This window comes from Lysinibacillus sp. UGB7 (genome assembly GCF_049058285.1).
GTDB lineage: Bacteria > Bacillota > Bacilli > Bacillales_A > Planococcaceae > Lysinibacillus > Lysinibacillus sphaericus_B.
Map to the genome: position 1 here is coordinate 87527 of NZ_JBMGUV010000002.1, position 22359 is coordinate 109885.

A 22359-nucleotide genomic window follows, 5' to 3' on the forward strand; every position below is an offset into this window, starting at 1 on the left:
ATAGTATTTTTAACATACTGAGTTATTGAGGATAGTAGCTATCAGGTATATCCTGCAAATATAAATGATAGGTGGAAAATGAAATGAATTATCGAGTTTTATTGTATTACCATTATACAACCATTCAATCACCAGAGGACTTCGCTGAGGAGCATTTACAATTATGTAAAAATATGAACTTAAAAGGTCGTATTTTAGTGGCTTCTGAAGGCATCAACGGTACAGTATCTGGAACAATTGAAGAAACAAATGCTTATATAGAATGGATGGAAAATAATCCATTATTTAAAGGCATAGTTTTTAAAATTGATGAGGTAGATGGTCATGCCTTCAAAAAAATGCATGTGCGTCCAAAACCTGAGCTAGTGAATTTAAATTTAGAGAATGATATTGACCCGCTCGAAATGACAGGTCGTTATGTTGCACCCGCTGATTTTTATGAGCAAATGCAACAAGATGACACAATTGTTATTGATGCTCGAAACACATATGAATTTGATGTTGGTCATTTTGAAGGTGCGATTCGCCCAGAGATTGAAACGTTTCGTGAATTACCCACATGGATTAAAGACAATAAGGAATTATTAGAAGGGAAACGTATTTTAACGTACTGTACAGGTGGTGTACGTTGCGAAAAATTTTCTGGTTGGCTAATAAGTGAAGGTTATGAAGATGTAGGTCAACTACATGGCGGCATTGTAACGTATGGTAAAGATCCAGTTGCAAAAGGCCAGCTTTGGAATGGGCAATGTTACGTATTTGATGAACGCCTAGTTGTTCCGATAAATCAAGTAAGCCCAACTATTGTTGGTAAGGACCATTTTGACGGCACATCTTGTGAACGTTACATTAATTGTGCTAATCCTGAATGTAATAAACAGATTTTGAGTTCACAAGAGAATGAAGCAAAACATTTAGGTGGCTGTACAATAGAATGCACAAAGCATTTACGCAATCGCTATATAAAAATTCACGGCATTTCAAATGAAGTGGCTGCTGAACGAATTGCTATATTGGAGAAATCAATGCGTTAACCTAAACGGAAAAAAGCGTAGTTTTTATAAGAGCAGTTATACAATTGCTGTTCTTACTAACGAAAGTGATTTTCTGTTAATAATTTAGCCTGTTTATCTTCATCTTCATGATAAATTGCCTCTACCGGGCAAACTACTACGCACGCACCACATTCAAAGCATAATTGTTCTATTATACTGAGACCCCTTCAAATTCTAGAAAAAAGGTTCTGTAGCAGATCGTAGCCAGTTAGACGCCGCCGCACAGCGTTGCGAAGCAGGAAGTTAACTGTTTCCTCAGCGGAAAGCGAGTGGCCTTTTTTCTAATGTACAGAAAACAACAAGTCGCTATAGGCTTGTTGTTCTTTTTCATTCATCGTTCCAATCTTTACAGACGTCGATCCATTCCTTATAGGGTGTATATTGTTCTAATTCGTTAATTGTCAGCTCGATAGCGGAGTTACTGCTACCACAAGCAGGAAATACTGTGGTAAAACGTTTGAGCGATTCATCTAAATAAACTGCGACGCCTGCTTTTATGCCGAATGGACAAACGCCGCCAATATCATGTCCTATGCGTTCATTGACCTCTTCTTTTGCCAGCATCTTCGCTTTTGTTCCAAAGAGTGCCTTGTATTTCGTGTTGTCGATTTTAGCATCGCCTGCGGCAACGATTAGAATTGCTCCGTCGTTGACAACAAACGATAACGTTTTTGCAATTCGCTCAGGCTCGCATCCGAGTGCTTGTGCTGCCATTTCAACAGTTGCTGAGCTTTCGCTAAGCTCTTGTATTTTATGTTGTAAATCCCATTGAGCGAAATGTTCACGTACTTTTTCAATTGCCATATGTACATACCTCCTTACAGTACTATATACATTTTAACATAATCTTCAGAAAATGGAGTTGCTTTTCTATGTGAAATCAACTATCGTAAAGATGAAGAGTGTAAATTTACACCTTTGTATGAAGGAGGAAAGCACATGAAAATTATGCAAACCTTATTTGTCTTCATCTGTTTATTATTTTTCGCAGGAATTGTCGCTTTTATCACATTATTAAATGGTTTGATGCATTATAAGGGACTTCTCCTTGTTGTACCAATTAGCCTGTTTTTACTGTTTACTTGTCTGATATTTGAATGGTTTACGACAAAGAAGCGTAAGGCATGGTTTGCTGGAATAATTGGAGTGGCGCTTGTCATTGCTTCAATTGCTCCGATTCAATATCATTATAAAATGAAAATTCCAACAGTTGATGCCGAAATCGATGTGTTTGCCTATGAACCCTTTGTATCGCAAAATAAAGTTGTGAAGTCTCAGGGTTCATTACAATTAGAGGAGCCTGTGCCTCGCATAGATGGGGCTACTGCAATGTATCCATTGTATGCTGCTTTTGTGGAAGCGACTTATCCGAAAAAAAGTTACCCGCCTTATGAAAGTGAAGTAATGGTAAATCGTACACCTGTGGCCTATCATCATTTAATTGAAGGGGATGTTGACTTGATTTTTGCAGCAGCTCCATCAGAGTCACAGCAAAAAAGAGCAGAGATGAGGGGACTTACATTGGATATGGTACCCATTGGACGCGAGGCATTTGTCTTTTTTGTGCATCATAAGAATAATGTCGATAATCTAACGCTTGAGCAAGTAAAACGAATTTATGCCGGTGAAATTACAAATTGGCGAGAGGTCGGAGGAGATAATATTGCTATTCGCGCATTCCAACGTCCTGCGGATAGTGGCAGTCAAACGACACTTGAAAAGATAATGGTGGATACACCCATTATGGAGGCTCCTGTAGAGGATGTGGCGTCAGGGATGGGAGATATTATTCATGAAGTCTCGAAATATCGCAATTATAAAAACGCAATCGGCTACACGTTCAGGTATTATTCGACCAACATGGTGGGGAATAAGGAAATAAAATTGCTGTCCATTGATGGTGTTGCTCCCACAAAGGAAAATATTCGCAATGGTACATACCCATTAACTTCGGAATTTTATGCTGTGACAGTGGGAATGGATAATCCAAATGTAACGAGATTTGTCGATTGGATTGTTTCTGAAGAAGGGCAGACATTAGTCGACAAAGTTGGCTACGTTCCAGTGGAAAATTTCTAAGTTATTTGCTATACTAAAATGACAATCAGATATGAAAGTTTTCTAGGGTTCCGTAGCATATGCTAGCCTGGTCCGAGAGAAAACCACAAAATTTTTTTTGTGACACGGAAGGATAAAAGCCTGGGAGATACTGTTTTTAACAGTGTTTCCGTGGGCTTTTTTTGTTTGGCTAAAATGTGGCTATGTTGCCAACGCTAGGGGTGAAAGTTTTGTGTTCTGGTTACTTATTAAATGCGTTGGGTAGTGGGGTTTAACGCTCGGGTACAAGGGAGTGCAGCGCAGGTATCAGGCGTTACCACTCGGGTACAAGGTAAAACTGCTCGGCTAAAGGTCACCGCGGCCTAGGTACGAATATTTATTACGCAATGCCAACTGTAATTACAAACGAATGGAGAGATACGAAATGAACAAACAATGGTTCAGTGTTATTGTAGCAGCAGTTTTTGAAGTCGGTTGGGTAATTGGCCTAAAGCATGCTGGAAGTGTGTGGGAATGGCTGGGTACTGCTATTGCTATTTTTATTAGCTTTTATTTATTAATAAAGGCGGGCGAAACTTTACCAGTTGGGACGGTATACGCGGTGTTCGTGGGTTTGGGAACAGCTGGGACGGTGTGTGCAGATAGCTTGCTATTTGGGGAACCATGGAAGTTGGCCAAAATCTTATGTATCGTCGTTTTACTAGCTGGAGTCGTAGGCTTAAAGCTATTAACGGGTGAACCAAAAGATAAAGAGGTGAAGGCATAATGGCATGGATTGCATTAGTTGTCGCAGGGCTTTGTGAAATGATGGGTGTTTATATGATTAGTAAGTATAATGACAGCAAGAGTATGAAAAATTTAACGCTACTGATTGTTGCGTTCACGCTTAGCTTTGCTGGGCTAGCTTATGCGATGGAAACTTTACAGATGGGTACAGCATACGCAATATGGACTGGAATTGGAGCTGCTGGTGGCGCACTGTTGGGGATGCTATTTTTCAATGAATCGAAAGATTGGCGTCGGGTTGTCTGTATTGTTCTAGTTTTAGGTGCCGCAATCTCTTTAAAATTGATATCTTAAATAGTGCACAATCGCATTAAAATAGCACTGCCGTTAGCTTATAACGACAGTGCTATTTTTACTGTTTATTTTTCAATATCCTTCGTCCATTCAGCAACTTTGTCTGCATTGTCTTTAACCCAGTCTTTAGCCGCATCTTTTGGATCTTTGCCATCCATAATTTCTAGCATGATACTTTCTAAATCTTCTGATGTCCAGTGGAAGTTATCCAGAACTTTATAGACATCTGGTTTATCTTCTTTCAAACCTTTACGTACGAATGTGTTAATCGTTTCTTCTCCGCCAAAGACACCTTTTGGATCTTCTAAATATTTCAGGTCATATGAGGCAAATTTCCAGTGTGGTGACCAGCCTGTTACGATAATTTCTTCTTTATTATTTATCGCTTTAGAAAGGGCTGTTGTCATGGCACCAGAGGAAGACGTTAATAGATTCCAATCTGCTAGGTTATCATATTCCTCTAACGCTTTTTCAGTTGCAGCAGTAATTCCAGCACCTGGTTCAATACCTGTAATCGTGTGGTCTGCTTCATTTTTTAAGTCTTCAATCGAGTTGACATTCATATAACTTGGTACCACTAGACCGATTTTAGCACCTGCAAGGTTTTCTCCAAGCTCATCTAGATTGTCTTTATATTTTTCATATTGAGAACCATGTGTATGTGGTAGCCAAGCAGCAACCAAGCCGTCTGCTTCACCTTTTGAAACAGCTTCCCACATAATAGCGTTATCAAGTGGTGTTAACGTAACATCATAGCCTAAGTCCTGAAGAACCTGACCAACGACATGCGTAGAAGCGATTTCTGTATCCCATTCAACGTAAGCTAAATTTACTTCTTTGGAATCCTTGTCCTTACTAGAATCATCCCCACTACATGCAGCGAGCATTAAGCCAAGTCCTAATGCCATTCCTAATTTAGATAAAGTTTTCAGTTTCATCGAATCTTCCTTTCTTCTTTCATTATTTTCACATTCGGCCAAACATATACAGATTGCGTTTGGATCTCCTTTGGCCAAAGTTCTTAATCTTTACCACTGCTTCCCAAACAAGCCGATGATGCAGGCGCGAACGTTCTTACAATTCTTTCTTTTTATTGAAGCTTTGAGTTAAGCGATCGATTATAATCGCGAAAATCACGAGTCCTAGACCTGCAACGAAACCATTCCCAACCTGTGTGCGTTGCAGTGCTGTTAATACTTCACGTCCTAGGCCAGGTGCACCAATCATTGAGGCAATAACGACCATCGAAAGTGATAGCATAACAGTTTGGTTAATGCCTGCCATAATGGTTGATTTGGCAAGGGGAATTTCCACTTTGAATAGCTTTTGACTAGACGTACTACCGTAGGAATCAGCAGCTTCAGCTAATTCTTTCGGTACTTGTCGAATCCCTAAATTGGTCATACGTACAGTTGGTGGTAAGGCAAAAATAACAGATGCAAATACACCAGGTACAATACCAATGCCGAAAAATGCTACGGCAGGGATTAAATAAACGAAGCCTGGCATTGTTTGCATGAAATCGAGAATCGGTTTGATAATGTTTTCAGCAACACTTGATTTGGACATTAGGATACCTAATGGAATACCTATCACGATTGAAATGATACTTGAAAACAGCACGAGTGTAGTGGTTTCCATAAGATGTGTCCATAGGCCTTGATTATAAATAAACAACAAGCCTATTAAAGAAAATGTAGCAAGCCCATACTTTTTGCCCGTTACAAAAAATGCAAAAATGACAACAAGTAATATTAGAATAATTGCAGGAATGCCAATTAATAAATCAGTGACCTGACTCATGAGTAGTTTTCCGGTTTTTTGAATCGCACTAAAGAATACAGAAAAATTACTCGTCAACCAGTCCATAGCTGATTCTACCCAAGGGGCAAGCGGTAATGTTGGTATATTGTCTAAAAAATTATTCATGTACTTCGGCCTCCTCATTGAACGAAGAAAGTGCTTCAATGACTACGCCTCGGATGAGAACACCGAGTAAGCGTTCATCTTTCACAACTGCAATTGGAGTAGGGGAATTATAAATCATTCCTAATATATCCTGTAAAAGCATGTCAGGGGGTACTGTTAAAATTTCTGACTGAACAATGGAATGCACAGTTTGTTCATGTCTTTTAGCAGCAGCTAGTGCATCGTCTGCAGTAATAAAGCCCTTCAACTTACGATTTTTATCTACTGCCATTAAGATACTAACAGTCTCTTCGCGCATTCGTTTAAGCGCAACTGTAGGTCCATCTAGGTCGACATTGACATATACAGGTCGAACCATAGCATTTTCAGCAGTTAATACTTTAGAGCGATCGACATCTTCTACGAATGTTCGGACATAGTCATTTGCCGGATTCGTTAGAATTTCTTCACCCGTACCAATTTGAATAATGGAGCCGTCCTTCATAATGGCGATGCGGTCACCAATTCGAAGTGCCTCATTCAAGTCATGGGTGATAAACAAGATTGTCTTTTTCAATGATTGTTGAAGATCAAGTAGCTCATCTTGCATTTCTTTTCGAATAAGAGGATCCAGAGCAGAAAATGCCTCATCCATTAGTAATATTTCAGGATCATTTGCAAGTGCGCGGGCTAAACCAACACGCTGTTGCATTCCCCCAGATAATTGATTTGGATACTGGTCTTTATAGGCAAGTAAGCCGGCGTTTGCAAGAGCTTGTTCCGCTTTTGTTTTACGTTCTTCTTTTGAGATGCCTCTAATTTCAAGACCGTATTCGGTATTTTGTAGTAGTGTACGGTGAGGAAATAAACCGAAGTTTTGGAAAACCATGCTCATTTTATTACGCCGAACGGTTCGTAAAGCATCTTTTCCCATTTTAGAAATGTTTTCTCCATCGATAAAAATATTTCCGCTTGTCGGTTCGATAAGACGATTTAGTAGTCGTATAAGTGTTGATTTACCACTGCCTGATAAACCCATAATGACAAAAATTTCACCTTCATTTACGGTGAAACTAGCATCATAAACACCCACGGTTGCACCTGTTTCTTTTAAAATGTCTGTCTTGCTCTTCTGTTGCTTAACGAGTTCTAACGCTTGAGGAATATGTTTTCCAAAAACCTTAGAAACATGTTCTATTTTTATTTTTTCCATAGAACCACTCCTTTCGTAAATTTATCTCACAATAACAAGCAGTAAGACACTCACCTTAAGAAGTAAAGTGGGTAGTTATCTTCTGCTTATAAGTATGATAAAACGACACCACATGTATACGTGACTTTCATTCTGCCGCTCTTGCCTATACATCATGAGATAAGAGAAATACACTCCCTGTAGGAAGTTTAAATATATACTATTTGAGGATAATGACATCCAAAAATGAACAAGTAACAACTTAACGTTAACAAAAGGTTGTTACTTTTGTCAAATCAACAAATAAGAAAAAACCCGCTTAAACGCTGTTATATCAGCGCTTAAGCGGGTTTTAATTTGGATATAAAAAGCTCTGCACACGAGCTAAACTTTCGTCATTACCGATAAAGTAAATAATATCTCCATCTTCAAATGAAAGATACGGTCCAGGTGATAGTAATAATTCATTACCACGCCGAATACCGACAATTGTGCCAGATGTGTTTTGCCAAAAATTCAATTCTTGCAGCGTTTGGTGAATACAAGGACTTTCTGCTGTCATTTCAATTTGATAAGGGATAAAAGGATTGACAGAGCGGAAATGTTCAGTTCGACTAATGAGTTGTTTTGTTTTTTCCTGTAAATTCAACAGTTCATTTTGTTGCTTATGAATACTCGTTAACAGCTCATTTTGTAGCTCGTGAACGGATTGGACATCATGAAATTGCCGTACAAATCGCGCTGCTTTTTCATATGATTTAATGAAGACACCACTGCCTTTGGAAGCTTCGACGATTTCCAAATCTTGCAACACCGCAATCGCTCTCCTTGCAGTTTCAGCCGATACATTATACTGGCTTGCAAGCGAAGATCTTGCATATATTTTATCGCCTATTTGATATTTTTTTTCTACAATTTTTGAGGCAAGATCCACCGCAATTTGCTGGTATTTTGGCTGCTTTACCTGAACATTTTTTTCTAAGTTCATTCTAAACTTCCTTTCGTCATAACAACTAACCTCAGCTTATTATAGACTAGCCTGCACAGAAAAAATAGCATCTCCATAAGCTATTAGTATATGATTGTAACGTCATCTAACAGTTTACGGTTCATAGCTATTTTTTTCATAGAAATAGAAGCTGTTAATTTGACAGTTTTCAGTTATTATTATAAACTAAGTTACGTTATGTAAGTAATGTAAATACAAGCGCTCAGTTAGCCAATTTGGTTAGCTGTTTACAATAGAAAGTTGGAGAAAAAATGACAATTACTACAAAAGTTATGGATATAGTGAAAGACAAAATGACAATCATAAAGCATTCAGAATCAGAAAATATTTGTCTAGTTGGTCCGGTAAAATTACCAATTAAACAAGGTGGATTTTCCGCAACATTTCAATGGTATAACTGGTTAACAGTTGAGGCGAATCTATCAAAAGAAGAAATAATTGATGGTCTAGCATCTGCAAATTTAGCATTTTTACAGCAATCCTCAGTTCTTGTTTTTGGCGATTTTGCGAATGCAGATGATGCTTTAATCCGAATGCACAGTATTTGCCATACAGGTGATATCTTTGGCAGTCAACGCTGTGATTGTGGTTATCAATTACATGAATCAATGAAAATGATTGCACAGCATGGTTGCGGCGCTATTTTCTATTTAGCAGATCATGAAGGGCGTGGTATCGGGTTATTCTCAAAATCTCTTGCTTATTTATTACAAGAGGAAGGATTAGATACTGTTGAAGCAAATCATGCACTTGGCTTCGCAGATGATACACGTTCTTATGAAGAGGCTATTTCGGTATTAGCTGCACTTCGTTCGAAGCCTGTAACACTTATTACAAATAATCCGAAGAAGCTGGCAGCATTACAGTCACACGGTTTAGCTGCAGAAGGACATGTCCCATTATGGGGTGGTTTAACGGAGACGAATAGCTTTTATTTAAATACTAAAATAGAAAAATCAGGCCATATGCGTGAAACGAAGTAAATGGGGGTTGCGAAGATGATGGCAGATGAAAAATATATGCAATTAGCACTGGATTTAGCAGCGAGTGCGAGAGGCAATACAAATCCGAATCCACTTGTAGGGGCTGTTATTGTAAAAGATGGCGTCATTGTGGGAACTGGTTTACATCGAAAAGCGGGTGAGCCACATGCGGAAGTGCATGCTTTTCGTATGGCCGGTGAACACGCAAAAGGAGCTACACTTTTTGTAACGCTTGAGCCATGTTCACATTACGGTAAAACGCCTCCGTGTGCGAACTTAGTGAAAGAATCAGCAGTGAGTCGTGTGGTAGTAGCGATGCAAGATCCAAATCCATCTGTAGCAGGTCGCGGCATAAAATTACTACGTGAGGCAGGTATTGAAGTAGAAGTTGGCGTACTAGAAGACCAATCGCGTCGTTTAAACGAACGTTTCATTCACAATATGCTGACAAAACGCCCGTTTGTCCTTTCAAAATATGCGATGACTTTAGATGGGAAAATTGCTGCACATACTGGCCATTCTAAATGGGTAACAGGTGAAGCTGCGCGCGAGGACGTTCATCATATACGTCATGAGGTAGATGGAATCTTAGTGGGTGTTGGCACAGTTATAGCTGATAATCCTACCTTAACAACGAGACTAAAAAAAGGTTACGGCAAAAATCCGGTACGCATTATTATGGATAGTACGCTTCGAATACCATCGCAGGCCAATGTACTAAATGTAGCAGAAGCAAAAACGATTGTAATATGTAGCGATGATGTGGCGCAAGAAAAAATTACTACATTAGAAGATAAAGGTGTAACCGTCATACCAGTACGTCATGAGCAGGAAGGTCTTGTTATTGACGAAATGCTTGAAAAGCTCTACTTACTTGGTATTACAGATATTTTAGTCGAGGGTGGTAGTGCTGTGAACGCCTCGTTTTTACAAAGTGGTGCCATCAACAAATATGTCATTTACGTTGCGCCAAAGGTTTTAGGTGGTGGTCTATCACTAACGCCAATTGCAGGTCATAGCCCGACATCTATGGATGAGGCAAGGGATGTGGAATTTGATTCATTTGACAAAGTAGGCCAAGATTTACGTATTATTGCTTACCCGAAGAAAGGTGAGGAAAAGTGAATTATCAAGCGGATGTTTGTATCGTAGGGGCTGGACCAAGTGGTGCACTGCTTTCGCATTTACTAGCGAAAAAGGGTCTTTCTGTCATACTGCTAGAACAAAACGCAGCTCTTGGGCAGGCATTTCGCGGCGAGCATTTAAACGAAGAGGGCGAGGCAGTTTTAACAAGTCATCATCTTTTTAAAGCTGTCGAAGCTCTTGGTATATTACGTATGAAAAAGGTAGAGTATTGTGCAAAAGGCAGCGCATTTAAAACGATTTTTCCGGATGCAGCTGTTGGTCATTTAGGCATTCATGTGCCACAATCACATTTACTAAAGGGGATACTGCAAGAAACACAACAATTTCCACACTTCACTTGCATGTTAAAGACGAAAGTGACAAAGCTTCTTTCTGATCAATCGGGGCGTTTTATAGGTGTTGTTGCCACGAGGGATGGAGAAGCAATTGAAATCGTGAGTCAGCTTATCATTGGAGCTGATGGGCGTTATTCTATAATTCGCAAGCAAGCTCACATTGACACGCAGAAGCACAAACACGGCTTTGATTTGCTCTGGGCAAAAATTCCTGCACCACAAGGATGGGAGCCCTCCATTAAAATGACGTTAATAGGAGATAAACAATTGTCACTTTTCACGCAGACAGGAGGCTTTATTCAAATTGGTTGGAACATTGAGCAAGGTAGTTTTCCACAGCTCAGAAAACAAGCATTTACGCCGTTTATCAATCAGCTTACTGAAGCATTTCCTATGTTGGCCGAAACAGTGACGCATCATATTCAATCGTGGCATGATTTTGTCCTGCTTGATGTGTTTAGTAGTCATTGTGACTGCTGGGGAACAGACGGACTTGTGTTATTAGGTGATGCAGTCCACACGATGACACCTACTGGAGCATTTGGTTTAAATAGTGCGCTAAAGGATGCGGATTGTCTTGCATCGATGCTAACAAAAGCGACGATTGCACAATTTAACGTACAAGATTTTCAACAAATGCGAGAGCAAGCCATTGCGAAAGTACTGGCCACACAAATTGAAAAAGAACAAACTTTTGCATCGAACTTTGTAGATTGGGCCTCTTGAAAGGAAGAAAAAAACATGAAATTTGGTTTTGATATAGACGATACACTCATTGATTTACGAGCACATGCTTTCGCACTTTACAATAAAAAGCTAGGGAAAAACATCACCATAGAAACCTTTCAAGCATTGCAAAGAGTTGAAATCCATGAGCCATTTGGGTTAACTGATTCACAAGGTTCAGCAATGTGGAATAGTTCTTTAGAAGAAATTTATTTTACGGATTGCCCAATTTTTGAGCATGCACTTGAAACCCTTCAAGCCTTAAATCAGCAGGGCCATGATATTTATTATATTACGTCACGCCCTAAAGAGTATTGTGCGCAATCACAGGAATGGATGAAAGCACAAGGCTTCCCAATCAAAGAGGGGCATTTTTTCTGCGGTATGCAAGATACAGAGAAAGTCGCTATTATAAAAAATCTCGCTTTAGATGTTTATGTAGACGATAAGCCTGCTGTGCTTGAAACCCTTCAAGGTGTAGAGACAAAAGTGATACTAAAAAATCAATCCTACAATGAGCATGTGACATTGCCACGATTGCATTATTGGCATGATTTTGAAGCGCTCATCAAAGCATAAAGGATTGGTGCAACGTTTTTTTTCGTTGTACCAATCCTTTTTTCGTGTTGTTTCTTATGAAAAATCACTTTTTTCTAAGTGAATATCAGATTTCTACTAATTACGCAAAACGCTCAAGCTGAAAGAGTGATAAGTCGTGTTTGCTTTCTCCGTGTATTGTAAGGTCTGCTAATACTTCACCAACCGCACTACTAAATTTAAAGCCATGTCCTGAAAAACCTGCGGCAATTACAATATTTTGATGTTCAGGTAAAAAATCAATGATGAAATCCTCATCGGGTGTCATGGAATATTTGCATGTTTTTCCGAATTTAAGTGCGCCATGTTGAGGCATAAAGCGATTGATGAAGTTTTGTAAATCTTCTGTATCCTGTTCGTCGTATGGGCGAAGTGATTCGTTTGGATTAATCGCCTCACCGCCATCATGTCGGCCAAGCTTTAAACCAGCACCGTTAATGCTTGGGAAGCCATAATAAGCACAATCTGCAAATTCGAAACAGTAAGCAGGGAATACATCACTACCATAAAGGGTTTCGTCAGCTTCATACCAAGCAAATGTTTTTCGTGTTGGCGTAACGGGTAAGGAAATATCCATTGTTTGAAGTAACTCTGTTGCCCAAGCACCAGCTGTCACAATCAGCTGTTTCGCTTCATAAACACATTTTTCTGTATGTACATGAACGATATCACCGGCTTCAATTGACTGCACTTTTTCGTTTGGATGATAGGATGCACCAGCCGTTAGAGCTAACTTTTTATAGGCGTTAATGCAAGCCTCCACATGAAGTACACCAGCGGTAGGCTCAAAACAGGCTACAAAGTTTTCTGGTAACGCTAAGCCTGGCCATTTTTCCATTGCTTCAGCAGCTGAATATTGTTGTAATGGTAAATCGTAAAGACGGGCACTTGTTATGACATTTTGAATAAAGGAATGAGTTATTTCACCAACATTCATAACACCTGTTTGTAAAAATAATGTTTCATTTGTTTGTGTTTCTAGTTCACGCCATAGCTCGCCGGCGCGTTTGACAAAAGGTACATAGCTAGCACCTTCACCGTATGCAAAACGAATAATTCTTGTTTCACCATGATGACTACCTTCTTCATGGGGAGGATCAAAGGCATCAATCATTAAGACATTTTTTCCAGCTTTCGCTAAATAATAGCTTGCTGCCATTCCCATGGAACCAGCACCGATAATAATACAATCATAAATCATCTAAATCCCTACCTTTTTGCTCAAGTATAACAAAAAATAGCAGGATTAGACAGAAATTTTGGAAAAATACATTATTTAATCATATAGAATGCATTTGAAAAGTCCGCAAATTAAATTGCGGGCTTTTTTCTTTTAAAATAAAAGTATCTATATGAAACCGTTGATTTCCACTACGGCGGACGCTTTTCGCGGGCACGGCTTCAGTCTCCTCGTCGCTTCTCTCCTGTGGGGCCTTCAGCTCATGCTATTCCCGCAGAAGTTGCCGCCTGCACTCCAATCAACTAGTGGTCGTCTCTAAATGAATGAGGTGATGGATAGGAGGACGAAACTTTTAAACAGAGGAGCATCTATATGAAACCGTTGATTTCCGCTACGGCGGACGCTCTTCACGGGCATGGCTTCAGTCACCTCGTCGCTATGCTCCTGTGGGGCCTTCAACTCATGCTATTCTTTGCAGAAGTCGCCGCCTGCGCTCCAATCAACTAGTGTATCCTATTCAACGACAACGAAAGAAGGTAGAAGACAGTATAAATCCTATCCATTTCAATGCGCAAGTTCTCCGTTAGTGAATCCGTGTACAACGAGTAAGGATCATCTGAAAATCATTGAACTTCCTATTTGGGCGCATCATGTGGAAGAAACAGATCATTTACGTCATTAAAGTGACATGAAACAAATCTATGCATGTCAAAAAGAAACGATTGAATGTGTATGTGGGGATGCGACAGAAAAGCATGGTATACGTTGGACAACCTTAGGAGGGATTAGAAAATTGTCCATGCGTGTGACGGCTTACTTTTGCTGGATTTGAAGAAGCTAGTTAATTGGACATGGCAAAGTCCAAAACGGCAGAAAATAGTTGCTCGTAGCGTACTACTGTCGTTAATAGGAGCTATTTGTAACGAATATTTCTGATGAAATGACAAAAGGTATTCGGCATGTAATTATTCCGAACACCTTTTGTCATCAATCAGAAGCCCGCAAATTAAATTGCGGGCTTTGTATGTTTAGATAAAGCGAGCAATATCTTCTAATGGCAAACGTGATGAGCCGTACGCTGGTGCTGCAGCTTTACCGATAGCAATTAATACGACAGGGAAGATATGTGCTGGTAATTCGAATCTTTCGGCAAATTTCACTTTATCAAATCCACCCATAGTCACTGTATCGTAGCCTTTTTCTTTTGCAATCAGCATGAGTTGCATGGAAATTAGACCTGCATCAAATGTTGCAATGTTTTTTCTAACCTCTAATGGGGCAGATGGGTAAGTTTGAAGTGTATTATTAATCATCAAATTCTTTTGTGCTTCATCCATATGGCCTTCTTCTACATTTTGCGTATAAATCTGTTCAACTTGATTATACATTTCGGCATTACCTAAGACAGCAATTACAGCAGATGAAGTTTCAACTTGTGCTTGATTGTTGGCAATTGTACGAAGCTCAGTTTTTGTGGCGTCGTCTTGAATCACAAGAAATCTCCAAGCTTGCAGATTACTAGAAGAAGGTGCACTTGTAGCTTCTTTTAGGATTTCCTCAAGTTCTACTTGTGGGATTTTGAAAGTGGGGTCATATACACGAACTGATTTTCTTTCTTGCATAATTGTATATAATGGTGAATCCGTTTTAGTTGTCAACATAATTTCCTCCTTAAAACTTACTAATGGTAAGTTGATAATTAAAATATTACCATTAGTAAGTTAGTTCGTCAAATAAAAAATATTTTTATGTTACAATAGAGGAAAAAGAATTCACAGGCGGGAGGTTATTTTATGACGCAACCGAATTGTTCACATATTTGTAGTAGCTATCATCAGGCGATTGAATTTATAGGGAAACGTTGGATGGGTATGATTATTTATACGTTGTTACGAGGGCCGAAAAGGTATCATGAAATTCACGCTGCTATCCCTGGGATTTCAGATCGCTTGTTAACAGAGCGCTTAAATGAACTTGTAAATGCTGGACTCATCAAGAAAAAATTCATTGATTCCTCCATAAAAAAAGTAGAATATGAACTGACACCCAATGGCTTAGCGTTTCAGGAAGTCATTCAGTCAATTCAAAAATGGATAGATTTATGTGATTTTGAGAAGACAACAAAGAAATTATAACGAAAAAAACTAGCTAGAATTTCTAATCAGTTTCAGCCTGTAGACAAACTCAAAAAATGAGTTAGTTAACAGGCTTTCTTCTTTTACAATAGAAGTATCTATCGCAGTCATAGCTTCAGTCTCCTCGTCACCAACAGAAAGTAAGGCGGTTTTTACTATCTAGAAAGACGGCATTTTTTGAAGGGCTTTTTCGTCAACGATTCTTGATAGTTTAACGTATGTTTCCTCCTGGTGCATTCGGTTTAAAAATTTGTATTTTTAAAATGATTAGTAAGAAAGCAAGCAGTGAAAATAGAATGCCAACCCAAATTAGATTATGTATACCGAAATGGGAGATAGACCAAGCACTGACTGCGGCTCCAAGGGCAATACCAAGATTGGAAAATGACACAAACAAGCTATTGCCGAATTCTGGGGCTTCACTTGCTTCAGTTGTTAACCATACTTGACTGACAATCAGCCCCCCAGAATGCACAGCTCCCCAAATAAATACGATTACAAACATCGGAATGAAATATGAACCCAGATAATAAGTAAATAAGTACACTACTGCAAATAGCAGAGGGTACATGATAACGGTCTTTGTCATACTTTTGTGTAACAAATTTCCAAATAAAAAGTTTCCGAAAATCATGATTGTACCAAAGGCCATCAACATGATACTAATCCATGACCCGTTCATTTTCGTCACTTGACTTAAATATTCAGCAAAATAACTGTACACAGAAAACATTGCTGCAAAGATAAAAATAACCGTCACGATATTTAGCCACAATTGTGGTTTGCGCAATATTCCAAGCTGCTTGCCATAAGATAATTTTTCCGTAACAGGCAAAGAGGGGAGCCAAGCGAGTATGCCAATAAAAGCAATTGCACTAACAACAGCACCAAACAGAAAACCTGCTTCTAATGAAATCTTTTCTGCTAGATAAGAAGTCAATGGTACCCCAAACGCAAATCCGACCGTTATACCAGAAAAAACTTTCGTCACGGCCTTACTACTTTTTTCCGGAGAGACAAGTTTAGCTGCTGTTACAAGGGCAACTGAAAAAAAGACAGGATGAAAAATAGCAGGGATGATACGGAAAACTAACATTACATCGAACCTAGTTGTATAGGCATAAACAACATTGGAAATCGCAAAAAGAAGAACAGCAGTTAACAGAATGACTTTACGGTTAATACTAGAAGCAAGTAAAGTCAGGAATGGACCTGAAATGGCAACGACTAACGAAAATATACTTACAAGCAATCCAGCCTGTGAAGTCGATATATTGAATTTTTCAGTAACTTGTGGTAGTACACCTATAATACCCATTTCTGTGGTAATAATGCCGAACACGCCTAGCGCTAGAATACTAATAAGTAACGGGTTAATTTTTTTCATTTTAATATAATCCTCCATTCATATATACATATCTATAATTGTAGATATGTTAAGGCGAAAAAAAGCCTCCCTTCTTTTTATCCCGCATTAACGGTCAGTAAGACGCCTACCTCAAGTGGATAGGCGAGAACGGGTCAACTAGGTGGTCGATCAACTGACCGTAAAAGCCCGATTGGTTCAACTAACAATCAGTGGGGATGAAGAAAACCCCCACTGATAGGAGTTTCACTTTATCCCGCATTAACGGTCAGTAAGACGCCTACCTCAAGTGGATAGGCGAGAACGAGTCAACTAGGTGGTCGATCAACTGACCGTAAAAGCCCGATTGGTTCAACTAACAATCAGTGGGGATGAAGAAAACCCCCACTGATAGGAGTTTCACTTTATCCCGCATTAACGGTCAGTAAGACGCCTACCTCAAGTGGATAGGCGAGAACGAGTCAACTAGGTGGTCGATCAACTGACCGTAAAAGCCCGATTGGTTCTACTAACAATCAGTGGGGATGAAGAAAACCCCCACTGATAGGAGTTTCACTTTATCCCGCATTAACGGTCAGTAAGACGCCCACCTCAAGTTGATAAGCGAGAACGAGTCAACTTGGTGGTCGATCAACTGACCGTAAAAGCCCGATTGGTTCAACTAACAATCAGTGGGGATGAAGAAAACCCCCACTGATAGGAGTTTCACTTTATCCCGCATTAACGGTCAGTAAGACGCTACCTCAAGTGGATAAGCGAGAACGAGTCAACTAGGTGGTCGATCAACTGACCGTAAAAGCCCGATTGGTTCAACTAACAATCAGTGGGAGATGAAGAGAACCCCTCTGGTTGGAGTTTCACTTTATAGGTTGTTTTTGATGTATTCAGAAAATGCTTGTATGGTTTGTTCATTGCGACGATAGTATGTCCACTTGCCAATTCGCTCAGATTCCAACAAACCAGCTTTTTGCATAGTCAACAAATAACCGGAAATAACAGACTGGGCAAGGCCAGCTCTCGCTTGAATATCGCCTACGCATACACCAATTTTAAAATTAAGGTTTTGCTCTAAATACGGTTTTTCATCAAAGTATTCACTAGGATCTTTTAACCATAACATGATTTGACTCCGAGTTTCGTTAGACAAAGCTTTATAAATCAATAAAGGTTCCATGTACATCATTATATCTAATTTTCTAGATTTGTAAATATAAAAAGGGGAAATGGCAAAGAGAGCGAAGAGGGAGGCGAGATGGTTCGTTCGCGTTACTTCCTCCTGTCAAAGAAAAAAGTCTGCAGGATAAAACCTCTGCTAAATTTATTTTAAGCAGAGGTTTTACATTTATATTTATTTAACACTCGGTAATATTTTGTTCAACAATATGGCGACGATGGCAGCTGTTGCTACGGGTGAGCCAAATAAATATTGCACTGTTGATGGTAATGAATATAAGAAATCGTCAGGAAGTAATGTTAACGCTAATGTCAAAATCATGGGCACAGCGATTACGTACATTTCTTTTTCACCAATTAATTCGTTTTTCATCACTTGTAAACCGCTAATCGCAATAATGCCACAAACGATGACGAAAATACCACCGATTACAGCTGATGGAATGGCAGAAATTAATGCAGCCAATTTTCCTGAAAATCCGAACAATATAAACCAAGCACCCGCAGCAACAAAGACACGGCGGCTGGCAATACCTGTGATAGAAATAACCCCTGCATTCGTTGAGTAGCCAGTTACAGGAGTTGAGCCTAATAATGAAGCAATAAAACAGCCTATGCCTTCTCCAATAACACCACGATTAATTTGTTTATCAGTTAATGGTTTGTCGATTACATTACTCACAGCAAACCATGTACCTGTTGTTTCAGCCATTAATACAATATAAATAATAACCATGGTAATAATGGCAGAAAAATTAAAAGAAAAACCGAAGTCTGCAAAAGGAATTTGTGGCATGCTAAACCATTTAGCGTGTGAAACAGCTGATAAATCTAATACGCCCATAAGATTAGCACAAATACTACCTACGATTAAAGCAAGAATAACAGAAGCGATACGGAATACGCGTCCTTTTTTATGGAATACCGAACCGAGCATCACACAGATGATTAATACACTAGCTGAAATAAGTGCTAAATAAATGTTTTGATTAATCGAAGCACCAGCACCGTTATAGATGTTAGAACTTAAACCAATAGGCATTAGTGAAAGTCCAACGACAAAAATAATTGTACCCCCGACAACAGGAGGAATGAAGGTTTTCACAATTTTATTGAAAACACCAGTATAGCCTAAAATAATAACTAAAATGGCGCCAATCAGGCTGGCACCTAATACGGAGCTCCAACCGAGTTCGCCGCTACCACTTGCTGCATAGATGCCTACAATGGCACCAAGAGGCACATAGGAAGGGCCTTGGGCAATCGGCAGTTTCATACAGAAATGAGTTTGTACGATTGTCGCAATCCCTGCAGCGATAAAAGTCGATTGAATTAGGGCAGTAGATTGTCCAGATTGTAGACCTATTAACATGGCAATCAGAAAGGGCACTACATAGACGTCCATAGCCATTACATGCTGTAAACCGAGCAGGGCTGATTGACCGAATGGAACTTTTTCATCAGGTAAAACGGTTAATTGCGAGGGATTATTTTTAACGTTACTTTGTTTGTTTATTTGCGTTTCCACTAAGATGCACACCTCAAAATGTTAAGTTTTTGATCAAAGATTTGATTGTAGTTTTTTATAAACACATGATAAATCGTTTATTTTGCTCGATGGTGTACTTTATTGCCTTGTACCCAAACTTCACGGATGTTTTCTGGTCGAACCAGATACATGATTTTTTGGAAGATATCGTGTAAATCTTCATTATCATCATAAATGGGTAGTTTGGCAGATGCTAATTTCGTATCGATAATTTGTACGTCCCATGTATAGTTTTCTTGTAAACGGCCAATGGGCAGGCTTAAACTTTCGCCACCACCAGCTGTTGCTAAATAGAATGCTTCATTGATGGTGATCCGAGAATTTGGTACACCTCGTTTACCTGCCGGAAGGGATGTATCCACACCGTCTTCTAACATTCTGGATGACATAACTGCTTGTCTAGCATTATCGAAAAGACTTGGTGAAAAACCACCTGAAATATCTGAGCCTATACCGATGTCAACACCCTTTGAATGGAAGTGAGCAATTGGTATGACGCTGTTGGCAAAATAAGCATTTGAAATCGGGCAATGACCAATGGCAGTGCCTGTTTCAGCAAATAATGCTGCATCTTCATCATTTAAGAAATTACAATGTGCCATGATGGATTTATCGCCTAATAGACCGAAATCATGTAACGCATAGGCATCGTTTTTTTTGAATCGCTCTTGTACGTAACCATGCTCCCAATCACTTTCACTACAGTGAGACTGGATATGCGTATCGTACTTCGCGGCCAGTTCCCCTAAGCCCTGCAAAGCGCCATCCGTACAACTTGGTATAAAGCGTGGCGTGACAACCGGATAGACTCCTTGTTTAGTCGATTTTGCTAATTCTTTCACAGCTAAGATAAATTCCTCTGTATCTGCTAATGCCGTTTGCGTATCGGCATCACGATAAAATGCTGGGTTTTGTTCAGGGTCATCCATCACGACTTTACCCACTAGGCCGCGTTGCCCTTTTTCAGCACATATTTTCGCTAGCAAAAAGCTTGCCTCTTTATGAACAGTCGCAAAATAGAGTGAGGTAGTGGTGCCATTTGCAAGTAACGTGCTAACTAATTCTTCATAGACCTCTTGGGCAAACTGTAAATCAGAGAATTTGGATTCAATTGGGAAGGTGTATGTGTTTAGCCAGTCATATAGTGGAATATCTAATGCAGTTCCAGCTTGAGCCCATTGTGGTGCATGGACGTGTAAATCAACAAAGCCTGGTAAGATATACTGGCCATCAGCTAAAGGGTGAAAATTTTCTTTACCTTGATATGTATGTAGTAAATGTTGATAATCGGCATGATCAGGTGCTACAGCTTTTGCTATCATACCGTCAGCGTTGATGCAGAATAGATAATCTTGAAAGATTTGTACTTCGTGGGATGACTTACTTGAAAAAGCAGTCCCTTTAAATATTTGCGTATATTCAGACATATAATCCACCTTAATGTTCGTGTTTTGATAATTTCATTGATTATTATAGGATATTTTAACTGCGAAGTCTATAAAAAAACGAATTATGCGGTCGTGCTATACTGTATCGGTCAATTTACTCATCTCAAAAATACCGAAACACAACATGCCAAAACGTTGTGGAATATATAAGCAAGTTGTCGTTTCATCCCGCTTGGAATGTCGGGATAGCCATATGTAGTACACTCAGTTGTGAGGGGAATATAACAGATTGCAATCAGCTCAATAACCGCCTTACCTAGCAAGAAAAAAAGATAGACTACATTTAGATTCGTTCGACAATTTACCGAGGTGACAAAGTCTTTGTAAAATCGAATCCAATAGTAGTCTGAAATATAATTTATGAAATTGAGTTATTTATAGAGTAAATATCAGGCTACATTAGAAAATAGAATCGCTATTGACAACGAAGCGAGTCCTTAGTTTACAAGGGCAAAACCTAGATATTTAGAGCAATTTGAAAAGCCAGAAATCCATAATCGGATTTCTGGCTTTTCAAATTGCTAAAGATGGCGTGCCTCTATCTACATGATATAAAAAAACAAATTAAAAGTCTAGTTCTTTTTTTAAGAATATGAAAAAATAAGGGAGTGCACAAGAAACGTAACGTTACGATTAAAATAGAAAAGAGGACGTACAGTGGAAAAAATAATGACGACTGATGAGGCAATTAAACGTTGGAATCGCTACGCAGAAAATTACACAGCAAGCTATGATGAGCAGGGTGGTCTTCACCGTGAAGTACTGTTAAATCCTGCGATTTTTTCATTATTGGACGATGTAAAAGGAAAAAAGCTCTTAGATGCAGGATGTGGCGAGGGCTATTTAAGCAGAATACTTGCTAAAAAAGGGGCTATTATAACTGCTGTTGATTATGCAGAAAAGATGCTTGAAATTGCCAAAAAACGGACGAACAGCGATGAGACAATTGACTATAAACAGGGGAATTGTGAGAGACTCGATTTTTTAATAGATGCACAGTACGACATAATTGTTTCGAATATGGTACTTCAAGATTTGGAAAATTACGAGGCAGCATTAAGCGAGATGTATCGTCTTTTACAACAAGGTGGTTCTTTTATATTTTCAATTCTTCATCCATGTTTTGTTACACCTAATAGTGGGTGGGTTAGAAATGAACAAGTGAATAAACAATATTGGAAGGTCCAGCGTTATTTCTATGAAGGCGTGTATGATCAAAGATTCCCGATAGATTCAGATGAAAAGGTTGTATTTTATCATCGGACATTAACGAGCTATTTAAAAGCAATTATCAAAGTAGGGTTTACCGTGGAAGACGTGATCGAACCTATGCCTTCTAAGGAAATGCTAGGTAAATATCCTCAATTCGAAGAGGATTTACACTGTGCGGATTTCATCGTATTCAAATTAAGAAAATAG

22 protein-coding genes and 1 riboswitch are annotated in these 22359 nt (G+C 39.1%); of the genes, 10 read left to right on the top strand and 12 right to left on the bottom strand.

Annotated elements, in window-relative coordinates; genetic code table 11:
- Positions 1–83 precede the first annotated feature (83 nt).
- A complete protein-coding gene (locus ACOMCU_RS02765; protein WP_421049401.1) occupies positions 84–1034 on the top strand; it encodes a rhodanese-related sulfurtransferase in 951 nt (316 codons plus the stop codon).
- Positions 1035–1090: 56 nt separating this feature from the next.
- On the opposite strand, the gene ACOMCU_RS02770 is transcribed toward ACOMCU_RS02765, so the two are convergent.
- Both ACOMCU_RS02770 and ACOMCU_RS02775 read right to left on the bottom strand, forming a co-directional pair.
- Entirely contained in the window at positions 1091–1210 is a 120-nt protein-coding gene (locus tag ACOMCU_RS02770) for a 4Fe-4S binding protein (protein WP_080647716.1), read from the bottom strand.
- Positions 1211–1382: 172 nt separating this feature from the next.
- Positions 1383–1859, bottom strand: a complete 477-nt coding sequence (locus ACOMCU_RS02775; protein WP_421049402.1) for a YbaK/EbsC family protein — start codon at positions 1857–1859, stop codon at positions 1383–1385.
- Positions 1860–1994: 135 nt separating this feature from the next.
- Between ACOMCU_RS02775 and ACOMCU_RS02780 the strand changes: the two genes are divergently transcribed.
- The 3 genes from ACOMCU_RS02780 to ACOMCU_RS02790 all read left to right on the top strand — a co-directional run bounded on the left by ACOMCU_RS02780 (position 1995) and on the right by ACOMCU_RS02790 (position 4193).
- Positions 1995–3134, top strand: a complete 1140-nt coding sequence (locus tag ACOMCU_RS02780) for a PstS family phosphate ABC transporter substrate-binding protein (RefSeq protein ID WP_421049403.1) — start codon at positions 1995–1997, stop codon at positions 3132–3134.
- A gap of 31 nt (positions 3135–3165) precedes the next feature.
- Positions 3166–3263, top strand: a riboswitch (guanidine-I (ykkC/yxkD leader).
- A gap of 274 nt (positions 3264–3537) precedes the next feature.
- A complete protein-coding gene (locus ACOMCU_RS02785; RefSeq protein WP_010858687.1) occupies positions 3538–3879 on the top strand; it encodes a DMT family transporter in 342 nt (113 codons plus the stop codon).
- Entirely contained in the window at positions 3879–4193 is a 315-nt protein-coding gene (locus ACOMCU_RS02790) for a DMT family transporter (RefSeq protein WP_010858688.1), read from the top strand. Before ACOMCU_RS02785 ends, ACOMCU_RS02790 begins: the two co-directional genes overlap by 1 nt.
- 65 nt (positions 4194–4258) lie before the next feature.
- Here the strand turns inward: ACOMCU_RS02790 and ACOMCU_RS02795 are convergent, their stop codons facing one another.
- The 4 genes from ACOMCU_RS02795 to ACOMCU_RS02810 form a co-directional block, all read right to left on the bottom strand.
- Entirely contained in the window at positions 4259–5131 is an 873-nt protein-coding gene (locus tag ACOMCU_RS02795; protein ID WP_010858689.1) for a glycine betaine ABC transporter substrate-binding protein, read from the bottom strand.
- A gap of 136 nt (positions 5132–5267) precedes the next feature.
- Positions 5268–6122, bottom strand: coding sequence for an ABC transporter permease (locus ACOMCU_RS02800; protein ID WP_010858690.1), 855 nt, complete (start codon positions 6120–6122; stop codon positions 5268–5270).
- The gene (locus tag ACOMCU_RS02805; RefSeq protein WP_010858691.1) at positions 6115–7314 is read right to left on the bottom strand and encodes a quaternary amine ABC transporter ATP-binding protein; all 1200 of its coding nucleotides are present in this window, start codon (positions 7312–7314) and stop codon (positions 6115–6117) included. Before ACOMCU_RS02805 ends, ACOMCU_RS02800 begins: the two co-directional genes overlap by 8 nt.
- A gap of 331 nt (positions 7315–7645) precedes the next feature.
- Entirely contained in the window at positions 7646–8281 is a 636-nt protein-coding gene (locus ACOMCU_RS02810) for a TrkA C-terminal domain-containing protein (protein WP_010858692.1), read from the bottom strand.
- Between the two features lie 272 nt (positions 8282–8553).
- On the opposite strand from ACOMCU_RS02810, the gene ACOMCU_RS02815 reads away from it, so the two are divergent.
- The 4 genes from ACOMCU_RS02815 to ACOMCU_RS02830 are packed head-to-tail and all read left to right on the top strand — an operon-like array spanning position 8554 to position 12071.
- A complete protein-coding gene (locus ACOMCU_RS02815; protein WP_010858693.1) occupies positions 8554–9285 on the top strand; it encodes a GTP cyclohydrolase II in 732 nt (243 codons plus the stop codon).
- A 15-nt stretch (positions 9286–9300) separates the two neighbouring features.
- Positions 9301–10410: a bifunctional diaminohydroxyphosphoribosylaminopyrimidine deaminase/5-amino-6-(5-phosphoribosylamino)uracil reductase RibD gene (gene ribD / locus ACOMCU_RS02820; protein WP_421049404.1), complete on the top strand. Its 1110-nt coding sequence runs from the start codon at positions 9301–9303 to the stop codon at positions 10408–10410.
- The gene (locus tag ACOMCU_RS02825; protein ID WP_421049405.1) at positions 10407–11492 is read left to right on the top strand and encodes an FAD-dependent monooxygenase; all 1086 of its coding nucleotides are present in this window, start codon (positions 10407–10409) and stop codon (positions 11490–11492) included. The genes ribD and ACOMCU_RS02825 overlap by 4 nt, the downstream gene beginning before the upstream one ends.
- A gap of 15 nt (positions 11493–11507) precedes the next feature.
- A complete protein-coding gene (locus tag ACOMCU_RS02830) occupies positions 11508–12071 on the top strand; it encodes a 5' nucleotidase, NT5C type (RefSeq protein ID WP_421049406.1) in 564 nt (187 codons plus the stop codon).
- 100 nt (positions 12072–12171) lie between these two features.
- Here ACOMCU_RS02830 and solA read toward each other — a convergent pair whose 3' ends face one another.
- Positions 12172–13290 (bottom strand): N-methyl-L-tryptophan oxidase, encoded by a 1119-nt coding sequence (gene solA, locus ACOMCU_RS02835; protein ID WP_421049407.1) that lies wholly within the window; start codon positions 13288–13290, stop codon positions 12172–12174.
- 1007 nt (positions 13291–14297) lie between these two features.
- Complete coding sequence (locus ACOMCU_RS02840) at positions 14298–14930, bottom strand: nitroreductase family protein (RefSeq protein WP_036130001.1); 633 nt, start codon at positions 14928–14930, stop codon at positions 14298–14300.
- A 132-nt stretch (positions 14931–15062) separates the two neighbouring features.
- Here ACOMCU_RS02840 and ACOMCU_RS02845 point away from each other — a divergent pair, with 132 nt between their 5' ends.
- The gene (locus tag ACOMCU_RS02845; RefSeq protein ID WP_010858700.1) at positions 15063–15404 is read left to right on the top strand and encodes a winged helix-turn-helix transcriptional regulator; all 342 of its coding nucleotides are present in this window, start codon (positions 15063–15065) and stop codon (positions 15402–15404) included.
- Between the two features lie 211 nt (positions 15405–15615).
- On the opposite strand, the gene ACOMCU_RS02850 is transcribed toward ACOMCU_RS02845, so the two are convergent.
- The 4 genes from ACOMCU_RS02850 to guaD all read right to left on the bottom strand — a co-directional run bounded on the left by ACOMCU_RS02850 (position 15616) and on the right by guaD (position 20919).
- A complete protein-coding gene (locus ACOMCU_RS02850) occupies positions 15616–16791 on the bottom strand; it encodes an MFS transporter (RefSeq protein ID WP_010858701.1) in 1176 nt (391 codons plus the stop codon).
- 841 nt (positions 16792–17632) lie between these two features.
- Positions 17633–17944, bottom strand: coding sequence for an ArsR/SmtB family transcription factor (locus ACOMCU_RS02855; RefSeq protein ID WP_036132006.1), 312 nt, complete (start codon positions 17942–17944; stop codon positions 17633–17635).
- A 174-nt stretch (positions 17945–18118) separates the two neighbouring features.
- Positions 18119–19471 (bottom strand): uracil-xanthine permease family protein, encoded by a 1353-nt coding sequence (locus tag ACOMCU_RS02860; RefSeq protein ID WP_421049408.1) that lies wholly within the window; start codon positions 19469–19471, stop codon positions 18119–18121.
- A gap of 77 nt (positions 19472–19548) precedes the next feature.
- Positions 19549–20919, bottom strand: coding sequence for a guanine deaminase (gene guaD / locus ACOMCU_RS02865; RefSeq protein ID WP_421049409.1), 1371 nt, complete (start codon positions 20917–20919; stop codon positions 19549–19551).
- Between the two features lie 690 nt (positions 20920–21609).
- Between guaD and ACOMCU_RS02870 the strand changes: the two genes are divergently transcribed.
- Positions 21610–22359 (top strand): class I SAM-dependent methyltransferase, encoded by a 750-nt coding sequence (locus ACOMCU_RS02870; protein WP_421049489.1) that lies wholly within the window; start codon positions 21610–21612, stop codon positions 22357–22359.